Origin of the sequence: Burkholderia sp. AU18528 (assembly GCF_002223215.2) — a bacterium.
GTDB lineage: Bacteria > Pseudomonadota > Gammaproteobacteria > Burkholderiales > Burkholderiaceae > Burkholderia > Burkholderia semiarida.
Map to the genome: position 1 here is coordinate 1623839 of NZ_NKFC02000006.1, position 21368 is coordinate 1645206.

A 21368-nucleotide genomic window follows, 5' to 3' on the forward strand; every position below is an offset into this window, starting at 1 on the left:
ATGCCGCCTGAAAACAAATCGTAATAATCCCCGCCGGCATGCACATTTCCGTAGCGCACTGCCCCGGGAGCCACACCGCGAGGTCGAAGCGCACCATGAAGTCCCGTCCCGACGAGCTGAAGCTCGGCAAGTTCACCACCCTCTGCGGCGTGCTGGCCGCGAGCCCCGCGTTCGCCGACGGCACGCCGCCCGCGGCGACCGCCGGCACCGAAGGCCATCTCGCGCCGATCGAGATCCAGGGCAAGACCGAGCACAGCTACAAGGCCGACTTTTCCGCTTCCGCGAAATTCACCGCGCCGCTCGTCGACACGCCGAAATCCGTCACCGTGATCCCGCAGGAACTGATCCAGAACAGCGGCGCGACCACGCTGACCGAAGCGCTGCGTACCGTGCCCGGCATCACGTTCGGCGCCGGCGAGGGCGGCAACCCGCTCGGCGACCGTCCGTTCATCCGCGGCTACGACACGCAGGGCAGCATGTTCGTCGACGGCATGCGCGACACGGGCGCCACCACGCGCGAGATCTTCAACACCGAGCGCGTCGAGATCACCAAGGGTTCCGACGGCGCGTACGGCGGCCGCGGCGGCGCGGGCGGCAGCATCAACCTGATCACGAAGGCCCCGCACCTCGGCACGACGGCCGCCGCGAGCGCGGGCCTCGGCACCGACCGCTATCGCCGCTTCACCGCCGACGGCAACTGGCAGTTCGCCGATCACGCCGCGTTCCGCCTGAACCTGATGAGCCACAACAACGACGTGGCCGGCCGCGACGCCGTCAACAACGAGCGCTGGGGCGTCGCGCCGTCGATCGCGTTCGGTCTCGGCACGCCGACGCGCGTGACCGCGAGCTACTACCACCTGCAGACGGACGACATGCCCGACGGCGGCATCCCGTACTTCTATACGACGTCGAACAAGCCCGCGAACGTCGGCACGATCTATCCGGCGCCCGTCGATCGCCACAACTTCTACGGCCTGATCGACCGCGACTTCCGCAAGACCACGTCGGACATCAGCACGATCAGGATCGAGCACGACATCACGCCGAACCTCACGGTGCGCAACACCGCGCGCTACACGGAATCGACGCAGGACTACATCTGGACGCAGCCGGACGACAGCCAGGGCAACGTGGTGAACGGCAAGGTCTGGCGCCGCAACAACAACCGCAACAGCGCGATCAACAGCCTCGCAAACCTGACCGAGCTGTTCGGCGAATTCCGCACGGGCCCGTTCAAGCACAGCTTCAACACCGGCATCGAGCTGTCGCGCGAATGGGGCAAGCGCGACTCGTACACGGTCGCGACCGACACCGGCAAGATCTGCCAGCAAGGCATCGGCGCCGCGTCCGGCTACAACTGCACGAGCCTGTGGTCGCCGAACCCGAGCGATCCGTGGGCCGGCTCGATCTCGCGCAACAACGACTACGCGCATGCGCGCACCACCACGAAATCGATCTACGGCTTCGACACGATCGAGATCACGCCGCGCTGGCAGGTCAACGCCGGCGTGCGCGTCGACGACTACTCGACCCGCTTCACCGATACCAAGGCGAATGGCGGCAAGACCTACACGCGCGACGACACGCTGTTCAACTGGCAGGCCGGCCTCGTGTTCAAGCCCGCGCGAAACGGCAGCATCTATGCGTCGTATGCGACGTCGTCGACGCCCGCCGGCATGCTGCTCGGCGAAGGCAGCGAAACGCAGTCGCTCACGCCGGGCCGCGGCGGCGTCGGCCCGAATGCCGATCAGCTTTCTCCGGAAAAGAACCGCAGCATCGAACTCGGCACGAAATGGAACGTGCTGAACGACAAGCTGTCGCTGACGGCCGCGCTGTTCCAGATCGACACGACGAACGCGCGCGTGACGCTGCCGAACAACCAGTACGCGATGGTCGGCAACAAGCGCGTGCAAGGCCTCGAGCTCGGCGTCGCAGGCCAGATCACGAAGCAGTGGCAGGTGTTCGGCGGCTACACGTACATGAAGAGCGAACTGCGCGACAACGGCAAGGACACCGCGAACAACGGCAACCGCTTCCCGAACACGCCGAAGCACAGCCTCACGATGTGGTCGAACTACGACATCACGCCGAAGTTCACGGTCGGCGGCGGTGCGTTCTACATGTCGGAAGTGTTCGGCGATCCCGCGAACCTGCGTGCCGTGCCGTCGTACTGGCGCTTCGACGCGATGGCGCAGTACCGGATCAACAAGAAGCTCGATCTGCAACTGAACGTGAACAACCTGTTCAACCGCACCTACTTCGATCAGGCGTATCCGGCGCACTATGCGTCGATCGCGCCGGGCCGCTCGGCGTTCGTCACGCTGAACGCGCGCTACTGATCGATGGAGGCCGTGTCGCTGAAGGCGCTCGCGTCGGTCTCGCCGCGCGAGTTCGCCGACATCCTGGCCGGGCCGCCCGAGCGCGCCGCCGCGTGGGTCGCGGCGGCGGCCGAGCACGGCATCGTCGATGCGCAGGCCGTGTACGGGCAATACCTGCTCGACGGCCACGGCGTGCGGCGCGATCCCGCGGCCGCGCTCACGTGGTTCCGGCATGCCGCGCACGCGAATCATCCGATGGCGATGAACATGCTCGGACGCTGCTACGAGTTCGGCTGGGGCACGGCCGCGTGCGCGCCGGTCGCCGTGTATTGGTACCGGCTCGCCGCGCAGGCGGGCCTCGACTGGGGCATGTACAACTACGCGACCGCACTCGCCCTCGGCAACGGCGTCGACGAGAACCGCGCCGACGCGCTCGAGTGGTTTCGTCGCGCGGCCGCGCTCGGCCATGCAAAATCGATCAACCTGATCGGCGGCTTCTACGAGGACGGCTGGGTCGTACCGGTCGATATCGATGCCGCGTTCGACCACTATCGCCGTGCCGCCGTTGCCGGCGATTTTCGCGGCCAGTTCAACTACGCGCGGCTGCTCGCCGAGCGCGGGCGCGTCGACGAAGCGCTCGTGTGGCTCGCGCGGGTGCCGGCCACCGCGACACCCGCGTTCATCGCGAAGATGCGCGCGTATCTCGTGTCGTCGCCGCTCGACGCGTTTCGGTCGGCGGCGATGCAACTGGCGCCGCACGCAATGGAATCCGTATCATGATGCTTCACATCCCCGGCGTACTGACGAAAGCGCAGGTCGCGCAATGCCGCGAACTTCTCGATCGCGCCGAATGGATCGACGGCAACGCGACGTCTGGCGCGCAGTCGGCGCTCGCGAAACGCAACCGGCAATTACCGGAAGGCTCGCAGGCCGCACGCGCGGTGGGCGACGCGATCCAGGATGCGCTCGCGCGCCATCCGCTGTTCTTTTCCGCGGCGCTGCCGCTCAAGGTGTTTCCGCCGCTGTTCAATCGCTATGCAGGCGGCGAGACGTTCGGCACGCACGTCGACAACGCGATCCGGCTGCTGCGCGGCACGGATTTCCGCGTGCGCAGCGACCTGTCGGCCACGCTGTTCCTCGAAGAACCCGATGCGTACGACGGTGGCGAGCTGTGCGTCGAAGATACGTACGGCGTGCATCGCGCGAAGCTGCCGGCGGGCGACCTCGTGCTGTATCCGGCATCGAGCCTGCATCACGTCACACCGGTGACGCGCGGCGAGCGCGTGGCGTCGTTCTTCTGGATCCAGAGCATGGTGCGCGACGACGGCGACCGCACGCTGCTGTTCCAGCTCGATACGCAGATTCAGGCGCTTTCCGCGGAAAAAGGCGCGAAGGATCCGATGGTCATTTCGCTGACCGGGATTTATCACAATCTTTTGAGGAAGTGGGCGGATGCGTAGCGCGAGCCGGTCACGGCCCACGGCGCTTGCGCCGCATCGAAATGCGAGGCTAAAATGACCATAGTCTGATGACCATGACCATATCATGATGCCGCACGCTCCCGTATCGAAATCCGAATTCAAGGCTCGCGCGCTCGAATACTTCCGGCTCGTCGAGGCGTCGGGCGAAAGCCTGATCGTCACCGACCACGGCAAACCGACGCTCGAGATCCGCCCGTATCGCTCGCGCGAAGCTCAGCCGTTGGACATATTGCGCGGGTCGGTCATGCGCTACGACAATCCTCTCGATCCGATTGCGGAAGATGATTGGGAGGCGTCGCGGTGATCGTGCTGGATACGCATGCATTGGTGTGGTGGGTAGCGGGCGACCCCGCGCTCAGCAAGAAGGCGCGGAGCGCGATCGATCGCGCGCGGAGCGAAGGTGCGCTCGCCGCATCCGCGATCTCCGCGTGGGAAATCGCGATGCTGGTGCGCAACGATCGCCTCGCATTGACGATGGATGTCGACGCGTGGCTCGCCACCGTCGCGCAGATCGACGGCATGCGTTTCGTGCCGGTCGATGCCGACATCGCCGCCAAATCCACCGACCTGCCCGGCACGTTCCACAAGGATCCGGCCGATCGCATGATCGTCGCGACCGCGCGGCGTCTCGGCGCGCCGCTCGTCACGCGCGACGAAAAAATCCGCGCGTACGCGCACGTCAAGACGCTCTGGTAAGCGTCGCCCGCGCTCGCATCAAATCGCGGCGCATTCTCCACGAGACTCTGGCATATCGGCGATTCGTCTGACCAAAACGACCGCGGCCACCCTGCTCGACATCGGCCGGCGGCCTGCAACCGGCCTCGCCATCATGAACGCCATCGACCAGGAATCGTCCGGCGCGTGCTATACGCACAACCCGTTCATCAGCCGCGCGAAACCGCCAGATCCTGATCGACGCGCTGACGGACACCGGCTTCACGAATTACCCGTCCGAATGGTGGCACTGGTCGTTCGGCGATCGCTATTGGGCCGTGATCCAGAACGAATCGCACGCAATTTACGGTCCTGTCGACGAAAGCATGCTGGACGAAGCGGCGCGATGACAGTTTTCCCGATCCGGCAGGCGTGATTCGGTAACATCTTCACTTGCCGATCCCCGTGTGCTCCCGCACAATCGCAGCACCTGCCTCACTCCCCTCGCGCCGATGTCCTATGCGTCACTCGCCACCGGCGTCCTGCTCGCCGGCGGCCTTGGTCAACGCTTCGACCCGAGCGGCCTGCACAGCAAGCTGCTCGCCCGGCTCCCCGACGGCACGCCGGTTGCGGTGGCCGCCGCCCGCCGTCTCGCGGCAGCCACCGCCGACGTGATCGCCGTCGTGCGTCCCGGCGCCGAAACGCTTGCGATTCTGCTGAACGAAGCCGGCTGCCAGGTCGTCTATGCACCCGACGCGTTGCGGGGCATGGGCGCGAGCCTCGCGGCCGGCGTCCGGACGACGCCCGACGCGAGCGGCTGGCTCGTCGCGCTCGGCGACATGCCGTGGATCGCCGCTTCCACCTACGAAACGGTCGCACGCGCGCTCGAAGCCGACAACGCATCGATCGTCGCGCCCGCGCATCGCGGCGTGCGCGGGCATCCAGTCGGTTTCGCCGCGCACCACTTCGAAGCACTGGCCGCCCTCGACGGCGACACGGGCGCCCGCGCGCTGTTCGCCAGCGCGCCGGTGCAACTGCTCGACATCGACGATCCCGGCATCCTGCGCGACGTCGATACACCGGCGGACTTGCGCTGACTTCGATTGCGCGACCTCGCGAGATCCCGCACGAACACCGTCAATAGGCGGATTTCGCCGACGATCGGCAGCCTGCCGCAAGAACCCGCTGCAAACGCGCGCCCGATTGGCTATAACCAAGACGAGGCGCGTCCACCGCGCCACCGCCGTCACGCACCGCACGAGTTCTCCATGAGCGACCACACGACCCCGACGCCCGAGCCACCGGCCGACCCGAACCGCGACCCGGAAGACGACCCGTTCTCGTCGCCGCCCGGCCATCACGACAACCCGCAGCAGCCGGACGGACCGCCGAGCAAGGACCCGGTCTAGCCGCGCGCCGGCCGCGCCGCGAACTCGACCGCGACTTACGTGACGGGCTCTAGCGCGCGGTATATCCCCCGTCGATCGGCAACGACACACCGCTGATCATCGACGCCGCATCGCTCAGCAAAAACAGGATCGGCTCGACGACTTCGTCCGGCTGCGCGAACCGGCCGAGCGGAATCGCGGCGAGCATCGGTTCGCGCTTGTCCGGTTCGCTCCACGCGAACTGCGCCATCGGCGTGAGCGTGACGGTGGGATTCACGCTGTTCACACGAATGCCGTGCGGGCCGAGCTCAATGCACAGCACGCGCGTGATCGCGTCCATCGCCGCCTTCGACGCGCAATAGCTCAGATGCGCGGGCAGCCCGACGAGCGACGCCTGGCTCGACACGTTGACGATGCTGCCCCGCGCGTGCGCGTCACCGCGTCCGTCGCGCTCGATCATCCTTCGCGCCACGGCCCGCGCGACGAGCGCCGCACCGCGCGCATTGACGGCCATCACGCGATCGAAATGCGCGGCTTCGACGTCGAGCGCAGGCTCGAGCGACGCGATCCCCGCGCAATTGACGAGGCCGTCGAACGCATCGTACGCGGCGAGTGCGGCATCGATCGCGTGTTCGTCGCCGCCGACATCCATGCGCAACGTCTCGCACGCAATCTCCGCGGCGAGCGTGTCGAGCGCGGCCATGTCGCGCGCCGCCGCGACGACGCGCGCGCCTGCATGCGCCAGCGCGACCGCGCACGCACGGCCGATTCCGCTCGAGGCGCCCGTGACGAGCACCGTCGACCCACTGAAATCGAATCGTGTGTTCATGATGATGTCCCGAGCCTGTGCATGATCGGCTTGAGTGCCGGATACAGCGCCGTATAGAGCGAAAAACGCGCGTCGTACGTTTTCGCGCGGTCGGCGTCGGGCCGTGCGCGCTCGACGAGCGTGACCCAGCCGCCCTGCGCGTCGTCGCGCGACACGAGCCCTGCGCCGACGCCCGCGAGCAGCGCGGCGCCCATTGCGGCTTCGACGTCCTGCTCGATCGTCCACACCGGAAAACCCGTCACGTCGGCGATGATCTGCATCCACAGCGCCGAATGCGCGGCGCCGCCGACGACGATCAATCGATCGTCCAGCGCCGCCGCGCCACGGCGGCCGGCCTCGATGTTGTGGCGCAACGCGAACGCGACGCCTTCGAGTACCGCACGATAAAGATGCGCACGCGTATGCGCGAGACTCAGCCCGACGAACGCGCCGCTCGCCTTCGCATCCCACACCGGGCTGCGCTCGCCCATCAGGTACGGCAGAAACAGCACGCCGTCGGCGCCGGCCGGCACGCGCTCGGCCGCCTCCTCGAGCAACATGTGCGGATCGCCGTGCGGCAGCAGGCGCGCCGCGTCGATTTCCGCGTGACAGAACTGGTCGCGAAACCATGCGACCGATGCGCCGGCCGTGATCGCTCCGCCGAACACGTAGAGGTCGCGCTGCCCGTCGAACACGTGCGGCATGCTGACGAGACCGTGGCGCGCATCGACGTGCCGGTTCACGTAGCCCCAGCACATGCTCGTGCCGATCATCGCGACGTGCTGCCCGGTGCGCGTGGCACCGGCCGCGAAGGTCGCCACCGACGCATCGACGCCGCCTGCCACGACGGGCGTGCCGGCCGGCAGGCCGAGTTGGGCGGTCCATTGCGACAGCAGGCCGCCGACGACGTCCGTCGAGTCGACCAGCCGCTCGGGCATCATCGTCGCCGGAATGCCGAGCATGTCGAGCGCGTCGTCCGACCACTCGCGGCGCGCGACGTCGTACACGCCGCCGATATTGCCGGCCGAACTGTGGTCGACCGCGACTTCGCCGGTCAGCAGATAGATCACGTACGCGTTCGGCGGCAGGAAATAGCGCACGTTCGCCCACACGTCCGGCCGCTGGTCGCGCAGCCACAGCATCTTGGTGAACCCGTAGTAGCTGTCGACGCCGTTGCCGGTGATCACGCGCAGCCGCTCGACGTTCACGTGCTCGTTGACCCAGTCGACTTGCGCGGTCGCACGCCGATCCATCCAGATCAGGCACGGATGCAGCGGCCGCATGTCGATGTCGACCGGGATGCCCGAGCCGCCGTACAGGCTGCTCACGCATACCGCGCGAATCGCATCGGCCGGCACCCCCTGCGCGCGCGCGTCGCTCACGCAGCCCGCGATGCAGTCGAGCACCGCGTCGAACCACACCTTCGGCCACTGCTCGGCCCACAGCGGGCGCGGCGTATCGGGCTGGTAGCCGGCCGAGCGCCGCGCGACGATCGTGCCGTGCCGGTCGACGAGCAGCGCCTTGGTGCTCTGCGTGCCGATGTCGACGCCTATGACGTATTCCATGATGTCTCCGGTGAGGCGCGCGCCGGCCGTCAGCGGGCCGGCTTCAGCAGCACCTTGATCGATTCGGGCGATTTCGCGACGCGGATCGCGTCGTCCCATTCCTCGAGCGCGAAACCGTGCGTGACGATGCCCTTCGACGTGACGAGCCCGCGCGCGAGCAGGTCGATCGCGACCGGATAGCAGTATGGCCCGAGGTGCGCGCCGCGTACGTCGAGCTCCTTGCGGTCGCCGATGATCGACCAGTCGACGGTCGCATCCTCGCCGAACACGCTGAATTCGACGAAGCGGCCGAGCTTGCGGATCAGGTCGAGCCCCTGGTTCACGCCGACCGGCGCACCGGTCGTCTCGATGTACACGTCACAGCCATAGCCGTCGGTGAGCGCACGGACGATCTCGCGCGCGTCGTCGCGCTTCGGGTTGATCGTCACGTCGGCGCCGTACTGCCGCGCGAGTTCGAGCCGTTCGTCGATCAAGTCGATCACGACGAGTTTCTTCGGCGTCTTCAGGTGCGCGACCTGCGTCATCATCAGCCCGAGCGGGCCCGCGCCCGCGATCACGACGACGTCGTCGAGCTGGACGTCGCCGCGGTTCACCGTGTGGATCGCGCACGACAGCGGCTCGATGATCGCGGCATCCTCGAGCGATATGCCGAGCGGGATCTTGTGGACGATCGCGGTCGGCGGAATGCGCATGTATTCGGCCATCCCGCCGTCGGCGACCTCGCGCTGGAAGCCGAAAATGTTGTGCACCTCGCACATCCAGTACTGGCCCGACCTGCAATAGCGGCACTTCCCGCACGGCACGATCTGCTCGGCGATCACGCGCTCGCCCAGCGCGACGCCGAAATGCTCGGCCGCGCCGTCGCCGAGCGCTTCGACATAGCCGAAGAATTCGTGGCCGGGAATCACCGGCGCCTTCACCCATGGGCTCGGGCCGCCCCAGAACATCTTGGCGCCGGTATAGCATTTGCAGTCGCTCGCGCAGATGCCGCACGCGGCGATGCGGATCACGAGCTCGTTCGTACCGGGGCGCGGCATCGCGACCTGTTCGACGCGATAGTCCTCGGGGCCGTGGCAGACGACCGCGGTCATGCGCGGTTGGGCTTCGGGTGTCGTCATGAGTTGTCTCTTTTCTGAATGATTCGGATAACCGATATTTCCGTCGTTACCGCGATCGCTCGCGGCTGATGTAGATCGCGAGCAGGATGATTCCGCCCTTGATCACGTTCTGCACATACGGGTTCACGCCGATCATGTTGAGCCCGTTGTTGAGCACGCCGAGCAACAGTGCGCCCACCAGCGTGCCGAGAATCGCGCCGCGCCCGCCGGAGATCGACGTGCCGCCCATCACGACGGCCGCGATCGCGTCGAGCTCGAAGCCCACGCCCGCGTTCGGCTGCCCGCTCATCAGGCGCCCGGTCAGCACGATCGCGGCAAGCGCGGACGTGAGCCCGGCCAGCGTGTAGACGATCAGCTTCACGCGCGCGACGCGCACGCCGGTGAGCCGCGTCGCCTGCTCGTTGCCGCCGATCGCATACACGTAGCGGCCGAATGGCATCCGGTCGAGCAGCAGCCACGCGATCGCATAGACCACCAGCATGATCAGCACCGGCGCCTGGATGCCGAGCACCTTGCCGCTGCCGAAGAACGCGACCCAGTCGGGCAGCCCGTCGATCGGATAGCCGCCCGTGTAGATCAGCGCGAGACCGCGCGCGATGCCCATCGTCGCGAGCGTGACGATGATCGGCGGCATTCCCGCGAACGCGACGAACACCCCGTTCAGGACACCGAAGCCGAGGCCGACCGCGATGCCGATCGCCAGCGCGGCGACCGCGTTGACGCCCGCGACCATCAGCCCGGCCGCGAGCGTGCCCGACAGCGCCATCACCGAGCCGACCGACAGGTCGATCCCGCCCGTCAGGATCACGCAGGTCATGCCGACCGCGATGATCGCGTTGATCGACACCTGGCGCAGCACGTTCTCGAGGTTCGCGGCGGACAGGAAGCTCGGGCTCGCGATCATCATCGCGATGCAGACCACGACGAGGCCGACGAGCGGATAGAACAGCGTCGAGCGGCGCAGTTGCGCCCACATCGCGCGGGGCGGCGGTGCGTCGCCGTTTCCGGCCGTGGCCGCGAGCGTCGTCGAACGCGTGGAAGAAGAATCAGGCAGGTTCATGGGTCGCTCCTCGCGTGCCGGCCGTGGCATAGGTCATGACCGTGTCGGGATCGATCTCGTCGCCGGAGAGCGTCGCCTCGATGCGGCCTTGCCGGAACACGGCGACGCGATCGCACATGCCGACGATTTCCGGCAATTCGGACGAGATCATGATGATGGCGTAGCCGCGCGCGGTAAGTTCGCGCATCAGCCCGTAGATTTCGGCTTTCGCGCCGACGTCGATGCCGCGCGTCGGCTCGTCGAAGATCAGCACCGACGTGTGATGGTTCAGCCAGCGCGCGATCACGACCTTTTGCTGGTTGCCGCCGGACAGCGTCGCGACCTCGGTGTGGATCGACGGCGCCTTTACACCGACGCGCCGCATCACGTCATGCGTGGTGCGCGCCTCGCTTCGCCGGTCGATCAGCCAGCGCATCGACCGGTACTTGCCGAGGTTGTTCAGCGAGATGTTGTCGCGAATCGAGAACGACGTGACGAGCCCTTCCGTCTTGCGGCTTTCCGGCAGGATGCCGATGCCCGCGCGCAGCGCGTCGGCTGGATCAGCGAGCTTCGCCGCCGCGCCCCGCACGCGCAGCGCCTTGCGATGCGCGCGCGTCGCGCCGATCACCGCGAGCGCGGTCTCGGTACGCCCCGAGCCGACCAGCCCCGCGAAACCGAGGATCTCGCCTTCATGCAGCGCAAAGCGGTTCACCGGGCCGTCGCGCTCGATCTGCAGCGCATCGACCTCGAGCACGGCCGGCGCGTCGGCCGGCCGCGCCGGCTTCGGCGGAAAGCTGCTTTCGATCCGGCGGCCGACCATCATGCGCACCAGTTGCTCGACGTCGGTGCGCGCGACCTCGGTCGTCGCGACGTACTGGCCGTCGCGCAGCACCGTGATGCGGTCGCACACCGCGAAGATCTCGTCGAGGTGATGCGAGATGAAGATCATCGCGACGCCCTGCCGCTTCAGCTCGCGCATGATCGCGAACAGGTGCTCGGCCTCGGCCGGCGTGAGCGTGGCGGTCGGCTCGTCCAGGATCAGGATGCGCGCGTCGAGCGACAGCGCCTTGCCGATCTCGACGAACTGCTGTTGCGCGACCGACAGCGCGCGGATCGGCGCATCGAGATCGATCGCCACGCCCAGGCGAGCGAAGATGGCGGCCGCCGCGGCGCGCATCCGCTTGCGGTCGCGCGCGCCCCAGCGGTTGCGCAGCTCGCGGCCGAGGAACAGGTTGTCGACGGCATCGAGGTGCGGAATCAGGCTGAATTCCTGGAACACGATGCCGACGCCGGCCGCGACCGCGTCGTGATAGTCGGCGAAATGGCGTGCGCTGCCGTCGATCTCGATCGTGCCGGCATCCGGCTGGTGGATGCCGCACAGGATCTTCATCAGCGTCGACTTGCCCGCGCCGTTCTCGCCGAGCAGCGCATGAATCTCGCCGCGCGCGATCTCCAGATGAATGTCGGACAGCGCCTTCACGCCGGGAAAGCTTTTCGTGATGTGGCTGAGCCTGAGTATCGTGTCCATCGGCTTCTCCGTGCGAAGGGCGTCGGCCGCGCCGCCGCCCTTCGCGTCGCGTCGCACGTCGTTCACCAGCTGAAACCCTTCGCGTTGCCGCGATCGACGACCTTCACGTCGACGGGAATCGCCTTGGGCACCGTCGCGCCCCACTTGCGCGCGATCGCGATGCCGAGCGCGATGCGCACCTGGTCGGCCGGGAACTGCGCGGTCGTCTCGATGAACTTCGAGTTCGGCTTCTGGATCGCGGCGATCGCCTCGGGCGCGCCGTCGACGCTCGTCAGCTTGATGTCCTTGCCGGAACCCTCGATCGCGGCGAGCGCGCCCATCGAGCCGCCGTCGTTCACGCTGAAGATGCCCTTCAGGTTCGGATGCGCGGAGATCATGTTCTCGGTGACCGACAGCGCGGCGGCGCGCTCCTGCTTGCCGTTCTGCGTATCGACGAGCTTCACGTTCGGGAATTTTGCGAGCCCGGCCTTGCAGCCGCGCACGCGTTCGAGAATCGGTACGACCGGAATGCCGTCGAGGATCGCGACCTCGCCGCTGCCGCCGATCGCCTTCGCGAGGTATTCGCACGACATCACGCCCGCGTCGTAATTCTTCGAGCCGACGAACGAATCGACCGGCCCGTTCGCGTTCGCATCGACGGCCACGACCACCGCGCCGGCCTTCTTCGCCTGCGTGATCGCCGACTGGATGCCGGTCGAATCGGTCGGGTTCACGAGCAGGATGTCGATCTTCTTCTGCAGCATGTCCTCGACGTCGCTCACCTGCTTGCTGACGTCGTGATGCGCGTCGGTGACGACGACCTGCGCGCCGATCGACGCGGCCGCTTCGTTCAGCGCCTTCTGCATCGTCACGAAGTACGGGTTGTTCAGTTCCTGGAACGTCATGCCGATCCGCAGCGGCGCGGCGTGCGCGGCGGCGGCGGGCAACAGGGCCGCGGCGGCGAGCGCGGCAACGGCCGCCAGGCGGGCGGCGCGACGGGAAGAAGAAGCGGGCGATGCGTGCGTCATGACGGTGTCTCCAGATTGTGTGCGGCTTTTTCGTGGGTGAATGCGCCCCTCGCGGCGCAAGCGACGCGATTCGGCTGGGTAAAACGGTTGGGAAAACTCGGGCGGGCAACGGCCCGGCGATCATCCGGGCTGCGGCATGAGTTCGGGCGCACCGGGCGTCAGCACGCGCGGCGGCAGCGGATTGCCGGTCGGCGCCGCATGCAGCGCCAGCTCGCGGCTGCGTGCGTTCAGGCGCTGCAGCGCGCGGAATTCGGACGGCGCCATCCCCTTCACCGCGCGGAACTGGCGGTTGAAGTTCGACACGTTGTTGAAGCCGGCCTGAAAGCAGATGTCGGTGATGCTCGCGTCGTCGGCGAGCAGCATCTGGCACGCGGATTCGATCCGCAGACGATTTACGTACTGGACGAACGGCATGCCCGTATGGCGATGGAACGCGCGCGAGAACGCGCTGACGCTCTGCCCGGTCAGTTGCGCGAGATCGGATTCGCGCAGCTCGGACGCGAGGTTCTTGCCGATATACGACAGCGCGTGGCTGAGCCGCGTCGGCGTGACGTCGGCCTGGTCGTAGGCGGGGCTCGCGAGCAGCGTGCGTTCGGCCGCGCCGCACAGCCGTTCGAGAATCGTCATGAACAGCGCGATGCGGCGCATCCCGCGCGCGGTCAGCAGCTCGTCGAACAACGGCGCGATCGCGGCGCTCGTCGCGGCGTCGAAGCCGACCCCGCGCCGCGCATCGTCGAGCAGCGCCTGCGCGTCGCGGCATTCGGGGAATGCGTCCATGCAGCGCCGCACGAACGACGGATCGAACTGGATCACGAGATTGCGGCGCTCGACGGTTTCGCCTGCGGCCATGTCGCTGACCCAGTTGTGCGGCAGGTTCGGCCCGAGCAGCACGAGATGGCCGGGGCCGAACGAGCCGATGTGATCGCCGACGAAATACTTGCCGTGCGTCGCGACGATCAGGTGCAGCTCGAATTCGGGATGGAAATGCCAGCGGATCGTGCGATACGGATAGCCGTGCGACCAGACCTTGAACGACTCGTCGCGTCGCACGTCGACCACTTCGAGATCGGGGTGCATCATGTTGGCGTCTCCATTCCCTTGGTTCGCTGGCCGGCCTGTTCGGCTGTGCGCGCGTGCGCCGCGTGTCTCGCGCGGCGCCGCGACCGGTCGCATGGGAAGCAATGTAGGTCGATCGCGCGCGCGGCTCCACCAACTTTACGCCTGATTTTCGATACTTTTTTGCCGCCTGCGGGCGGAAATGGCGCCAGAAGGCAAATTTGTTGCAGCGCGGAATGGTGCGGCGGCCGTCCGCGCCGATCGCCCGCGCCGGCTTACGCCGCCGCGTGCTCGCGCGCCGTGCGCGCCTCGTACGCCTTCAGGTGGTTGTACGCGATCCGCAGCAGCGACAGCGTATCGGCCGCCTGCGGGTCGCGCCGCGCGAGCAGGTCGCCGATCACGTGATCGGCCTCGACGCGCGCATGGTTCTCGACGTCGCGCAGCATCGACGCGGTCAGCGGCGACGGCGTCAGCACCATCCGCTGCATCCGCTCGCCGGCCGCCGGGTCGGGCCGATGGCCGTTGTATTCGGCGATCGCGCTGCATTCGGCGAGCATCGTCTCGAGCAGGCGGCGGCCGTCCGGCGCGGCGAGAATGTCGCCGATCGACCCGCGAAACAGCGACGTGCTCGCGGCGAGCGTTGCCAGAAACACCCACTTGTCCCACATCCGCGCGGCGATATCGTCGCTGAGCGTCGCGTCGAAGCCCGCGCCGCCGAGCACGTCGGCCACCGCGCGCACGCGCGGCGATTCGCCGCCGGCCAGTTCGCCGAACGACACGCCGTGCGTGTCGTTCAGATGCACGATGCGCTGCTCGCGATCGAGCGTCGCCGCGATCACGCACAGGCCGCCGAGCACCTGCGCGGCGCCGAAGCGCTCGCGCAGCACGTCGAGGTGGCGCATCCCGTTGAGCATCGGCAGGATCAGCGTCCGCGGCCCGACGAACGGTGCGAACGACGCAATCGCGTCGTCGAGGCTGTACGCCTTGCAGCTCAGCAGCACGAGATCGAACGGCGCGACGCCGGCGCCCGCGTCGCCCGCGCGCACAGTCTGCACGTTCGCGAGCGTCAGGTCGCCGCGCGGGCTGCGGATCAGCAGCCCGTCGCGCGCGAGCGCGGCGGCGCGGCCCTCGCGCACCAGGAACGTCACGTCGCGCCCCGCCGCGGCCAGCCGGCCGCCGAAGTATCCGCCGACCGCGCCGGCCCCTACCACCAGAATCCGCATCGTTGCCTCCTTTCGTTTCGTTCGGTGTCCGCGCGCTGCCCGTGCGTGGGCAACGCAGACCGTCGCCCGACAGTATAGCGGCCGCTGTTATGCATATGCATAGATGCCCGCGCCCGCGTCGCGGACATCGGGAAATGACCGCTTCTAAGGGATTTCCCGTCTACGGCGACACGCATGGCGCGCCGTCAAGAGACTTATCCCGTCACGCCGTTCCGGCAAGCGTTCTCGACTGACCAACCTCACACCATGCGCAATCTTTCCCTGAATCAAAAACTCGCGTCGATGATCGTCATCCTGTGGCTCGGCCTGCTCGTGATCGCCGGGCTCGGCGCATGGCAGACCCGCGCGTCGATGATCGCGGACCGCCGCGACCAGCTTGCATCGCTGGTCGCGCAGGCCGCGAGCGTGACCGATCACTACTACAAGCTGTCGCAGCAGAACGCGCTGCCGGAAGCCGATGCGAAGCAGAAGGCGCTCGAGGCGATCGCCGCGATGCGCCATGGCGTCGACGGCTATATCTCGGTCAACGATTCGAAGCCGGTGATCGTGATGCATCCGATCAAGGCCGAGCTCAACGGCAAGGACGTGTCGAATTTCACCGATCCGAACGGCCAGCACCTGTTCGTCGAGATCGTGAAGGCCGGCAACGCGGAAGGCGGCAAGGGCTTCGTCGAATATCTGTGGCCGAAGCCGGGCGCGGACAAGCCGCAGGAGAAGACCAGCGCCGTGCAGCGTTTCGCGCCGTGGGACTGGTATCTGGTGACCGGCATGTACATGGACGACGTGCGCACGGCGGTGCTCGCAAGCGTCGGCCGCTGGTTCGCGATGACGGCCGTGCTCGGCGCGATCGCGACCGCCGTGATGGTGATGGTGCTGAAAAGCGTGCGCGCGAACCTGGGCGGCGAGCTCGAAGTGGCGCTCGACGCCGCGCAACGCATCGCGCAGGGCGACCTGACCGCGCGCGTGGCCGTGAAGCAGGACGATCGCGGCAGCCTGCTGCATGCGCTGCACACGATGCAGGGCGGGCTGATCGACATGGTGTCGCGCGTCCGCACCGGCACCGAGAACATCAACGTCGGCGCGAGCGAGATCGCCTCCGGCAACACGGACCTGTCGCAGCGCACCGAGGAACAGGCGGCCGCGCTCGTGCAGACCGCGTCGAGCATGGACCAGATGACCGCGAACGTGAAGCAGAACGCGGACAGCGCCGCGCAGGCCGCGTCGCTTGCCGGCCAGGCCGCGCAGGTCGCGACGCGCGGCAGCGCGGTGGTCGACGACGTCGTGCGCACGATGAACGAGATCACCGACCGTTCGCACAAGATCGGCGACATCATCGGCGTGATCGACGGGATCGCGTTCCAGACCAACATCCTCGCGCTGAACGCGGCCGTCGAAGCGGCGCGGGCGGGCGAACAGGGCCGCGGCTTCGCGGTGGTCGCGGCCGAAGTGCGCTCGCTCGCGCAACGCTCGGCGACGGCGGCCAAGGAGATCAAGTCGCTGATCGTGTCGTCGAACGAGACGGTGCAGCACGGCGCGACGCTCGTCACGCACGCGGGCGAGACGATGGCCGAGATCGTGCAATCGGTGCGGCGCGTGAACGAGATCCTCGACGAAATCAGCCACGCATCGCGCGAGCAGAGCGCCGGGATCGAGCAGGTCAACCGCGCGGTGGGCGAGATGGATCAGGTCACGCAGCAGAACGCGGCGCTCGTCGAGCAGGCCGCGGCGGCCGCGCATTCGCTGCGCGATCAGGCGGAGGCGCTGCGCGACGCGGTGACGCGGTTCGCGTTGCCAGCCTGACGGCGCCCCGCCCTGCGCTCACGCCGCGCTGCCCGCCCGCCGCGCGGCCTCGGCGCTGCCGAGCCCCAGCCCCGCCGCCCGCTGGATCAGCTCGACGTCGTTGTTCGCGCCGAGCTTCTTCATCGCGCTGATCTTCTGCGCACTGACCGTCTGCTTGCCCTTGCTCAGGCGCTGCGCGATCGTCTTGATCGGTACGCCCGCCAGATACAGGCGAATCACCTCGATCTCGCGCGCCGACAGCTTCACGGGCGCGTCGCCGCGCGTGCCGAGCGCATCGACCGCGCGCCGCACGGACGGCGACAGGTAGGCCCCGCCGCTGTAGCTCGAATGGATCGCCGTGACGATGTGGCCGACCTCGTCGAGCTTGCTGACGATGCTCACGCCGCCGTTCGCGAGGATCGACCGGAAGATCAGCGGGTTCTCGTTCGCGACCAGCGCGACGATGCCGACGTTCGGCCGCGTGCGGCGCAGCCAGTCGAACAGCGCGAGGCCGTCCATCTGCTCGTCGCCGCGAATCGCATAGTCGACCAGCACGATGTCGCAATCGACGCCGCCGAGCGACGCGACCAGTTCGGCCGCGCTCCGGTAGACCGCGACGAGCGCGATCGCGCAGCTGCTGTCTGCGATCTGCTCGATACCGGCCAGCGTCAGCGGCCAGTCGTATGCGACGACGATGCGAACGTTGAATTTCCTCATGCGCAGTTCCTGGTGGTTCACCGGCCCCGCCACGCGAAGCGCACGCGACCGGTTGGGCGTTGAAATGACGTTCAGGCTATTTTTAGCCCGAATGCCGATTCTATGAATGTCCGCCCGGGCGCGATATCGGACGGCGTACGAATTGGCCGCCGAAAACGTAATACAGGTTTGATATTTGCGGCGTTCGACGCGCGACGACCGGCAGATGGGCCCCCGCGGCATCGGCCGGATGGCCGGCCGCACGCACCGCGCGGCCGGCCAGCGGGTAAAATTGCGCGTTTGCATGCCACCCCGGCCCGCCGGCGGCGAGCGACGCGCCGTCACCGGCCGCGCGCCCGCGCCTTCGCCGGCTTGCCCGTACTGCCCGCTTTCCTCATGACCGATTCCGACCTGCAATCCGACGACACCTCCATCCACGAAGACGGCCTCTGGCGCGACAACGGCTGGACGGCCCGCATCATCAAGAACGAAGACGACGACGGCTGGGCCGTCGAAATGGTCAAGGACGGCGAGTCCGAGCCCGCGCTCGTCGGGCCGTGGACCATGGGCCGCGACAAGAAGAACCCGAAACCGATGGACGCGAACGCGTTCCGCACGCTCGTGAAGACCGCGACCGAAGTGCTGATGCGCCACGAACAGCAGCGGCGCGCGATGCTGCACAAGGAAGTGACGGTGCAGGACGAAGCCGGGCAGGATGTGTCGGTGACGCTCGACATCGTGCCGGACGAGTTCGAACCGTATGCGCAGCTCAAGGCATGCGATCCGTATGGCGAACTGCTGGCCGAAGCGAAGGTGTCGGCCGGGTTCAAGCTCAACAAGGCCAGCGCCGAACGCTGGGTCGCATCGGGTTTCGACCGGCCGGCCTGAGCGCGCACGGCGCGCCGAAACGCGCGGTCAGGCGCCGGCGCCCCGCTGCGCGCGCGCGAGCCGGCGGGCGGCCAGCTTGCGCCGCACGAGTTCCTCGAATTGCGGCGTCGCGGCCTCCGGGTCGCGCGCGGCCAGGCCGAGCACGTTGCGTGCGAGCTGGATCGGCGTCAGCACGATGCCCCACGGCAGCCCCCACCAGCCGAGCGCGGCCGACGCGAGTAGCGCGAGCGCCTGCTTCCTGCGGCCGCAGCGGCGGCAGCACACGTGGCGCCGCGTCGCCCAGCGCGTCACGAACACGAGCGACACAACGCGATGCGACGCGTGGATATCGACCGGCTGCCCTTCGCGCAGGCAGATCGGGCATGGCCCGTAGCGCCAGTCGTCCACATACTGCCGCACCCTCTCGTCGGGCACCCGTTCGGCCTCGACGACGACCGGATGCGCCTGCGCGCATGCCGGGCCGCAATAGCGGCGGCCGTCGATCGACTGCCCGCCGACCAGGAACGTCCTGCCGCACTGACTGCACTCTGCCACGATGACCTCGGATAAGCGTGATGCGCCGCGTGCCGGTTGCGCGCCCATCGATGCGCGTTCCGGACGGGCCGTTTCATGTTTTAACGGCTGCCGCCGCGCGGTCTTGAGCGCCGCCGCCGCGGCGCGTCAGCCATGCAACCCGTGCGCGGTCATCAGACGGTACAGCGTCGCCCGCGAGATCCCCAGCTCCGACGCGGCGTTCGCATGCTGCTGGCGGTGACGCAGCAGCGTTTCCTCGATCGCGTGCCGCTCGGCCTGCCGGCGCGCCTGCGCGAGCGTCGGCGGGCGCAGCGACGTGTACGCGTGCAGTTCGAGATCGGCGGCGGAGATCAGCGGGCCGTTCGTCATCACGACCGCGAAGCGGATCCGGTTGATCAGCTCGCGCACGTTGCCGGGCCACGGATAGTTGTGGATCGCCTCGATCGCGCACGGCGTGAAGCCGCGAATCCGGTACGAGCCGTCGCCGCGATAGCGCCGCAGCACGTCGTCGGCCAGCAGCATGATGTCGCGGCCGCGCATGCGTAGCGGCGGCTCGTCGATCCGCAGCACGCACAGGCGGTAGTACAGGTCGGCGCGGAACCGCCCGGCCCGCATCGCGGCTTCGAGATCGACGTGGGTCGCCGACACGATCCGCACGTCGACCGGAATCGACGCATGCCCGCCGAGCCGCTCGATCTTCCCTTCCTGCAGGAACCGCAGCAGGCTCGCCTGGCTCTCGAACGGCATGTCGCCGATTTCGTCGAGAAACAGCGTGCCGCCGTGCGCGGCCTCGATGCGGCCGATCTTGCGCTGGTGCGCGCCCGTGAACGCGCCGCGCTCGTGCCCGAACAGTTCGGCCTGCAGCAGCGACGTCGGGATGGCCGCGCAGTTCACGGCGACGAACGGTGCGTCGGCGCGCGACGACTGCCGGTGGATCGCCGCGGCCGTCAGCTCCTTGCCGGTGCCGGATTCGCCGGCGATGAACACGGTCGCGTCGGTGTTCGCGACCTTGCGGATCGTCGCGAACAGCCGGCGCATCGCGCCGCACGCGCCGATCATCTCGCCGCCGGGCGGCGGCGCCTCCGCGGCCGGGTCGCCGTCCGCGAGCTTCAGCATCCCGTATGCATGGCCGACGAGATAGCCGATCGTCGTGTACGCCGCCGGGTTGCGCACGTAGTCGAAGCAGCAGCGGCGGATCAGGCGCGCGATCGCGAGGTTGCGCAACCGCTCGCCGCCGGCGAACGCGAGCCAGCCGACACGCGGGTCGCGCAGCAGCGCCTCGAACGACGCGACGTCCGGCGACGCGAAACTGTCGAAATCGACGATGCCCGCATGCGGACGGTTCGCCCTGACGAGATTCAGCGCATCGGCCACGGTTTTGGCGCGCCGCACGTCCCAGCCGCGCGACGCGAGCATATCGACGAGCGCGGCATCGTGTCGCTGCGACAGGTAAACGAGCGGGCGCGACGGCGCGACGGGGTCGTGCCGGACCGCGATGAACGGCAGCGCGCTCATCTGCCGTTCGACCTCTCGCGGGCCTGACATGCTCGGTTGACAACAATGGTTCACGATCGCCTCGCCGCATAAGGGTGGGTATCGGAGCGGCCGTTGCCCGATCGCGCCGGCGGGGCCCGCGGCCCTGCGGCGCGGCGCCGCTCCGTCCTCGAATCGATGCCGTGTCATCGGCAGAACACGACGCGCTGCGTGTAGACCTGCGGCTCGACGACGGGCTTCGCCGATCCGTTGAGATCGTCGCGATAGGCGCGGTAGGTCTTGCCGTTTACCGTCACGTCCGACGCGCGGGCCGTTTCGATCCGGTCGAGCCCGGTGTGCCGCCATGCGTTCACCCGGTCCGCCGCCGTGACGGCCGGCTCGCCCGCGATCTTCTGCGTGAGCGCGCTGCCGTCGCTCCACGGTTGCGTCCGCATGTCCTCGGCGTGCTGCATCGCGCCGACCGTCTTGCCGGTCGGCCTCGGCCCGCTCTGTGCGTCGAACGGCGCGCCTCGGCCGTACACCGGCGATTGCCACGATGGCGCGTGGCCCGCTTCCGGCATCATGTAGATCATCTGCGGATCGCCGATCATCATCATCGGCGCGCATGCCGCGTTGTCGGGACGGCCGAGGGTCGACAGCGCCTGCTGCACGCTCGCGGCGTTCGCAAGCGTCTGCTCGCTCAGGATGACGAAGACCGCGGGATTCTGGAAAACCGACTGCGCAGCGGCTTGCACGCTGGCCAGCAGCAAAGCGACCAAAAAGATCCTCATGATTGAGGCCTCCTTGCATCCTCGTCACGCAAAAAGAGGTGTT

At 68.0% G+C, this 21368-nt stretch carries 22 protein-coding genes; 10 read left to right on the top strand and 12 right to left on the bottom strand.

The features are described 5' to 3' along the window. The first annotated feature begins 95 nt into the window (after positions 1-95). The 8 genes from CFB52_RS24285 (at position 96) to CFB52_RS34755 (ending at position 5862) form a co-directional block, all read left to right on the top strand. Positions 96-2339 carry a TonB-dependent siderophore receptor gene (locus CFB52_RS24285; RefSeq protein ID WP_099317654.1) on the top strand — a complete coding sequence of 748 codons (2244 nt, stop codon included), beginning with the start codon at positions 96-98 and terminating at the stop codon, positions 2337-2339. A 3-nt stretch (positions 2340-2342) separates the two neighbouring features. Then, entirely contained in the window at positions 2343-3098 is a 756-nt protein-coding gene (locus CFB52_RS24290) for a tetratricopeptide repeat protein (protein WP_099317655.1), read from the top strand. After that, entirely contained in the window at positions 3095-3778 is a 684-nt protein-coding gene (locus tag CFB52_RS24295) for a Fe2+-dependent dioxygenase (RefSeq protein WP_099317656.1), read from the top strand. Before CFB52_RS24290 ends, CFB52_RS24295 begins: the two co-directional genes overlap by 4 nt. Before the next feature lie 85 nt (positions 3779-3863). Then, on the top strand, positions 3864-4103 hold the full coding sequence (locus CFB52_RS24300) for a type II toxin-antitoxin system Phd/YefM family antitoxin (protein ID WP_021158157.1): 240 nt from the start codon (positions 3864-3866) through the stop codon (positions 4101-4103). Further along, entirely contained in the window at positions 4100-4495 is a 396-nt protein-coding gene (locus CFB52_RS24305; protein WP_059585115.1) for a type II toxin-antitoxin system VapC family toxin, read from the top strand. The genes CFB52_RS24300 and CFB52_RS24305 overlap by 4 nt, the downstream gene beginning before the upstream one ends. 224 nt (positions 4496-4719) lie before the next feature. Further along, a complete protein-coding gene (locus tag CFB52_RS35195; protein WP_257220653.1) occupies positions 4720-4863 on the top strand; it encodes a M15 family metallopeptidase in 144 nt (47 codons plus the stop codon). Between the two features lie 102 nt (positions 4864-4965). Continuing rightward, positions 4966-5550: an NTP transferase domain-containing protein gene (locus tag CFB52_RS24315; RefSeq protein ID WP_059584758.1), complete on the top strand. Its 585-nt coding sequence runs from the start codon at positions 4966-4968 to the stop codon at positions 5548-5550. Between the two features lie 171 nt (positions 5551-5721). Beyond that, positions 5722-5862 (top strand): hypothetical protein, encoded by a 141-nt coding sequence (locus CFB52_RS34755; RefSeq protein WP_012339712.1) that lies wholly within the window; start codon positions 5722-5724, stop codon positions 5860-5862. A 49-nt stretch (positions 5863-5911) separates the two neighbouring features. Here CFB52_RS34755 and CFB52_RS24320 read toward each other — a convergent pair whose 3' ends face one another. The 8 genes from CFB52_RS24320 to panE all read right to left on the bottom strand — a co-directional run bounded on the left by CFB52_RS24320 (position 5912) and on the right by panE (position 15185). Continuing rightward, positions 5912-6670, bottom strand: a complete 759-nt coding sequence (locus CFB52_RS24320) for an SDR family oxidoreductase (RefSeq protein WP_099317657.1) — start codon at positions 6668-6670, stop codon at positions 5912-5914. After that, positions 6667-8214, bottom strand: coding sequence for an FGGY-family carbohydrate kinase (locus tag CFB52_RS24325; protein ID WP_099317926.1), 1548 nt, complete (start codon positions 8212-8214; stop codon positions 6667-6669). The genes CFB52_RS24320 and CFB52_RS24325 overlap by 4 nt, the downstream gene beginning before the upstream one ends. 29 nt (positions 8215-8243) lie before the next feature. Beyond that, on the bottom strand, positions 8244-9332 hold the full coding sequence (locus tag CFB52_RS24330; protein WP_059639746.1) for an alcohol dehydrogenase catalytic domain-containing protein: 1089 nt from the start codon (positions 9330-9332) through the stop codon (positions 8244-8246). A gap of 46 nt (positions 9333-9378) precedes the next feature. Beyond that, positions 9379-10392: an ABC transporter permease gene (locus tag CFB52_RS24335; RefSeq protein WP_059584751.1), complete on the bottom strand. Its 1014-nt coding sequence runs from the start codon at positions 10390-10392 to the stop codon at positions 9379-9381. Beyond that, entirely contained in the window at positions 10379-11956 is a 1578-nt protein-coding gene (locus CFB52_RS24340; RefSeq protein WP_373680977.1) for a sugar ABC transporter ATP-binding protein, read from the bottom strand. The genes CFB52_RS24335 and CFB52_RS24340 overlap by 14 nt, the downstream gene beginning before the upstream one ends. 5 nt (positions 11957-11961) lie before the next feature. Continuing rightward, positions 11962-12906 carry a substrate-binding domain-containing protein gene (locus CFB52_RS24345; protein ID WP_059584750.1) on the bottom strand — a complete coding sequence of 315 codons (945 nt, stop codon included), beginning with the start codon at positions 12904-12906 and terminating at the stop codon, positions 11962-11964. 120 nt (positions 12907-13026) lie between these two features. Further along, entirely contained in the window at positions 13027-13986 is a 960-nt protein-coding gene (locus tag CFB52_RS24350) for an AraC family transcriptional regulator (RefSeq protein ID WP_099317658.1), read from the bottom strand. A 251-nt stretch (positions 13987-14237) separates the two neighbouring features. Then, a complete protein-coding gene (panE, locus tag CFB52_RS24355) occupies positions 14238-15185 on the bottom strand; it encodes a 2-dehydropantoate 2-reductase (protein WP_099317659.1) in 948 nt (315 codons plus the stop codon). A 246-nt stretch (positions 15186-15431) separates the two neighbouring features. Between panE and CFB52_RS24360 the strand changes: the two genes are divergently transcribed. Then, the gene (locus CFB52_RS24360) at positions 15432-16985 is read left to right on the top strand and encodes a methyl-accepting chemotaxis protein (protein WP_099317660.1); all 1554 of its coding nucleotides are present in this window, start codon (positions 15432-15434) and stop codon (positions 16983-16985) included. An 18-nt stretch (positions 16986-17003) separates the two neighbouring features. Here CFB52_RS24360 and CFB52_RS24365 read toward each other — a convergent pair whose 3' ends face one another. Further along, positions 17004-17681, bottom strand: coding sequence for a LuxR C-terminal-related transcriptional regulator (locus CFB52_RS24365; protein WP_099317927.1), 678 nt, complete (start codon positions 17679-17681; stop codon positions 17004-17006). A gap of 375 nt (positions 17682-18056) precedes the next feature. Between CFB52_RS24365 and CFB52_RS24375 the strand changes: the two genes are divergently transcribed. After that, positions 18057-18548 carry a hypothetical protein gene (locus CFB52_RS24375; RefSeq protein WP_059584743.1) on the top strand — a complete coding sequence of 164 codons (492 nt, stop codon included), beginning with the start codon at positions 18057-18059 and terminating at the stop codon, positions 18546-18548. Between the two features lie 27 nt (positions 18549-18575). Here CFB52_RS24375 and CFB52_RS24380 read toward each other — a convergent pair whose 3' ends face one another. From CFB52_RS24380 to CFB52_RS24390, 3 genes are all read right to left on the bottom strand, one after another. After that, positions 18576-19082, bottom strand: a complete 507-nt coding sequence (locus CFB52_RS24380; protein ID WP_099317661.1) for a hypothetical protein — start codon at positions 19080-19082, stop codon at positions 18576-18578. A gap of 126 nt (positions 19083-19208) precedes the next feature. Beyond that, complete coding sequence (locus CFB52_RS24385; RefSeq protein ID WP_373453017.1) at positions 19209-20576, bottom strand: sigma 54-interacting transcriptional regulator; 1368 nt, start codon at positions 20574-20576, stop codon at positions 19209-19211. A 164-nt stretch (positions 20577-20740) separates the two neighbouring features. Further along, positions 20741-21325, bottom strand: coding sequence for a hypothetical protein (locus CFB52_RS24390; protein ID WP_059584737.1), 585 nt, complete (start codon positions 21323-21325; stop codon positions 20741-20743). Positions 21326-21368: the final 43 nt, after the last annotated feature.

Bases quoted from the DNA above. Each gene is read 5' to 3' on its own strand.
- CFB52_RS24385 (WP_373453017.1), bottom strand. From the start codon at position 20,576: ATGAGCGCGCTGCCGTTCATCGCGGTCCGGCACGACCCCGTCGCGCCG.
- CFB52_RS24350 (WP_099317658.1), bottom strand. From the start codon at position 13,986: ATGATGCACCCCGATCTCGAAGTGGTCGACGTGCGACGCGACGAGTCG.
- CFB52_RS24320 (WP_099317657.1), bottom strand. From the start codon at position 6,670: ATGAACACACGATTCGATTTCAGTGGGTCGACGGTGCTCGTCACGGGC.
- CFB52_RS24365 (WP_099317927.1), bottom strand. From the start codon at position 17,681: ATGAGGAAATTCAACGTTCGCATCGTCGTCGCATACGACTGGCCGCTG.
- CFB52_RS24285 (WP_099317654.1), top strand. From the start codon at position 96: ATGAAGTCCCGTCCCGACGAGCTGAAGCTCGGCAAGTTCACCACCCTC.
- CFB52_RS24375 (WP_059584743.1), top strand. From the start codon at position 18,057: ATGACCGATTCCGACCTGCAATCCGACGACACCTCCATCCACGAAGAC.
- CFB52_RS24335 (WP_059584751.1), bottom strand. From the start codon at position 10,392: ATGAACCTGCCTGATTCTTCTTCCACGCGTTCGACGACGCTCGCGGCC.
- CFB52_RS24315 (WP_059584758.1), top strand. From the start codon at position 4,966: ATGTCCTATGCGTCACTCGCCACCGGCGTCCTGCTCGCCGGCGGCCTT.
- CFB52_RS34755 (WP_012339712.1), top strand. From the start codon at position 5,722: ATGAGCGACCACACGACCCCGACGCCCGAGCCACCGGCCGACCCGAAC.
- CFB52_RS24325 (WP_099317926.1), bottom strand. From the start codon at position 8,214: ATGGAATACGTCATAGGCGTCGACATCGGCACGCAGAGCACCAAGGCG.
- CFB52_RS24295 (WP_099317656.1), top strand. From the start codon at position 3,095: ATGATGCTTCACATCCCCGGCGTACTGACGAAAGCGCAGGTCGCGCAA.
- CFB52_RS24290 (WP_099317655.1), top strand. From the start codon at position 2,343: ATGGAGGCCGTGTCGCTGAAGGCGCTCGCGTCGGTCTCGCCGCGCGAG.
- CFB52_RS24360 (WP_099317660.1), top strand. From the start codon at position 15,432: ATGCGCAATCTTTCCCTGAATCAAAAACTCGCGTCGATGATCGTCATC.
- panE (WP_099317659.1), bottom strand. From the start codon at position 15,185: ATGCGGATTCTGGTGGTAGGGGCCGGCGCGGTCGGCGGATACTTCGGC.
- CFB52_RS24390 (WP_059584737.1), bottom strand. From the start codon at position 21,325: ATGAGGATCTTTTTGGTCGCTTTGCTGCTGGCCAGCGTGCAAGCCGCT.
- CFB52_RS24345 (WP_059584750.1), bottom strand. From the start codon at position 12,906: ATGACGCACGCATCGCCCGCTTCTTCTTCCCGTCGCGCCGCCCGCCTG.
- CFB52_RS24330 (WP_059639746.1), bottom strand. From the start codon at position 9,332: ATGACGACACCCGAAGCCCAACCGCGCATGACCGCGGTCGTCTGCCAC.
- CFB52_RS24300 (WP_021158157.1), top strand. From the start codon at position 3,864: ATGATGCCGCACGCTCCCGTATCGAAATCCGAATTCAAGGCTCGCGCG.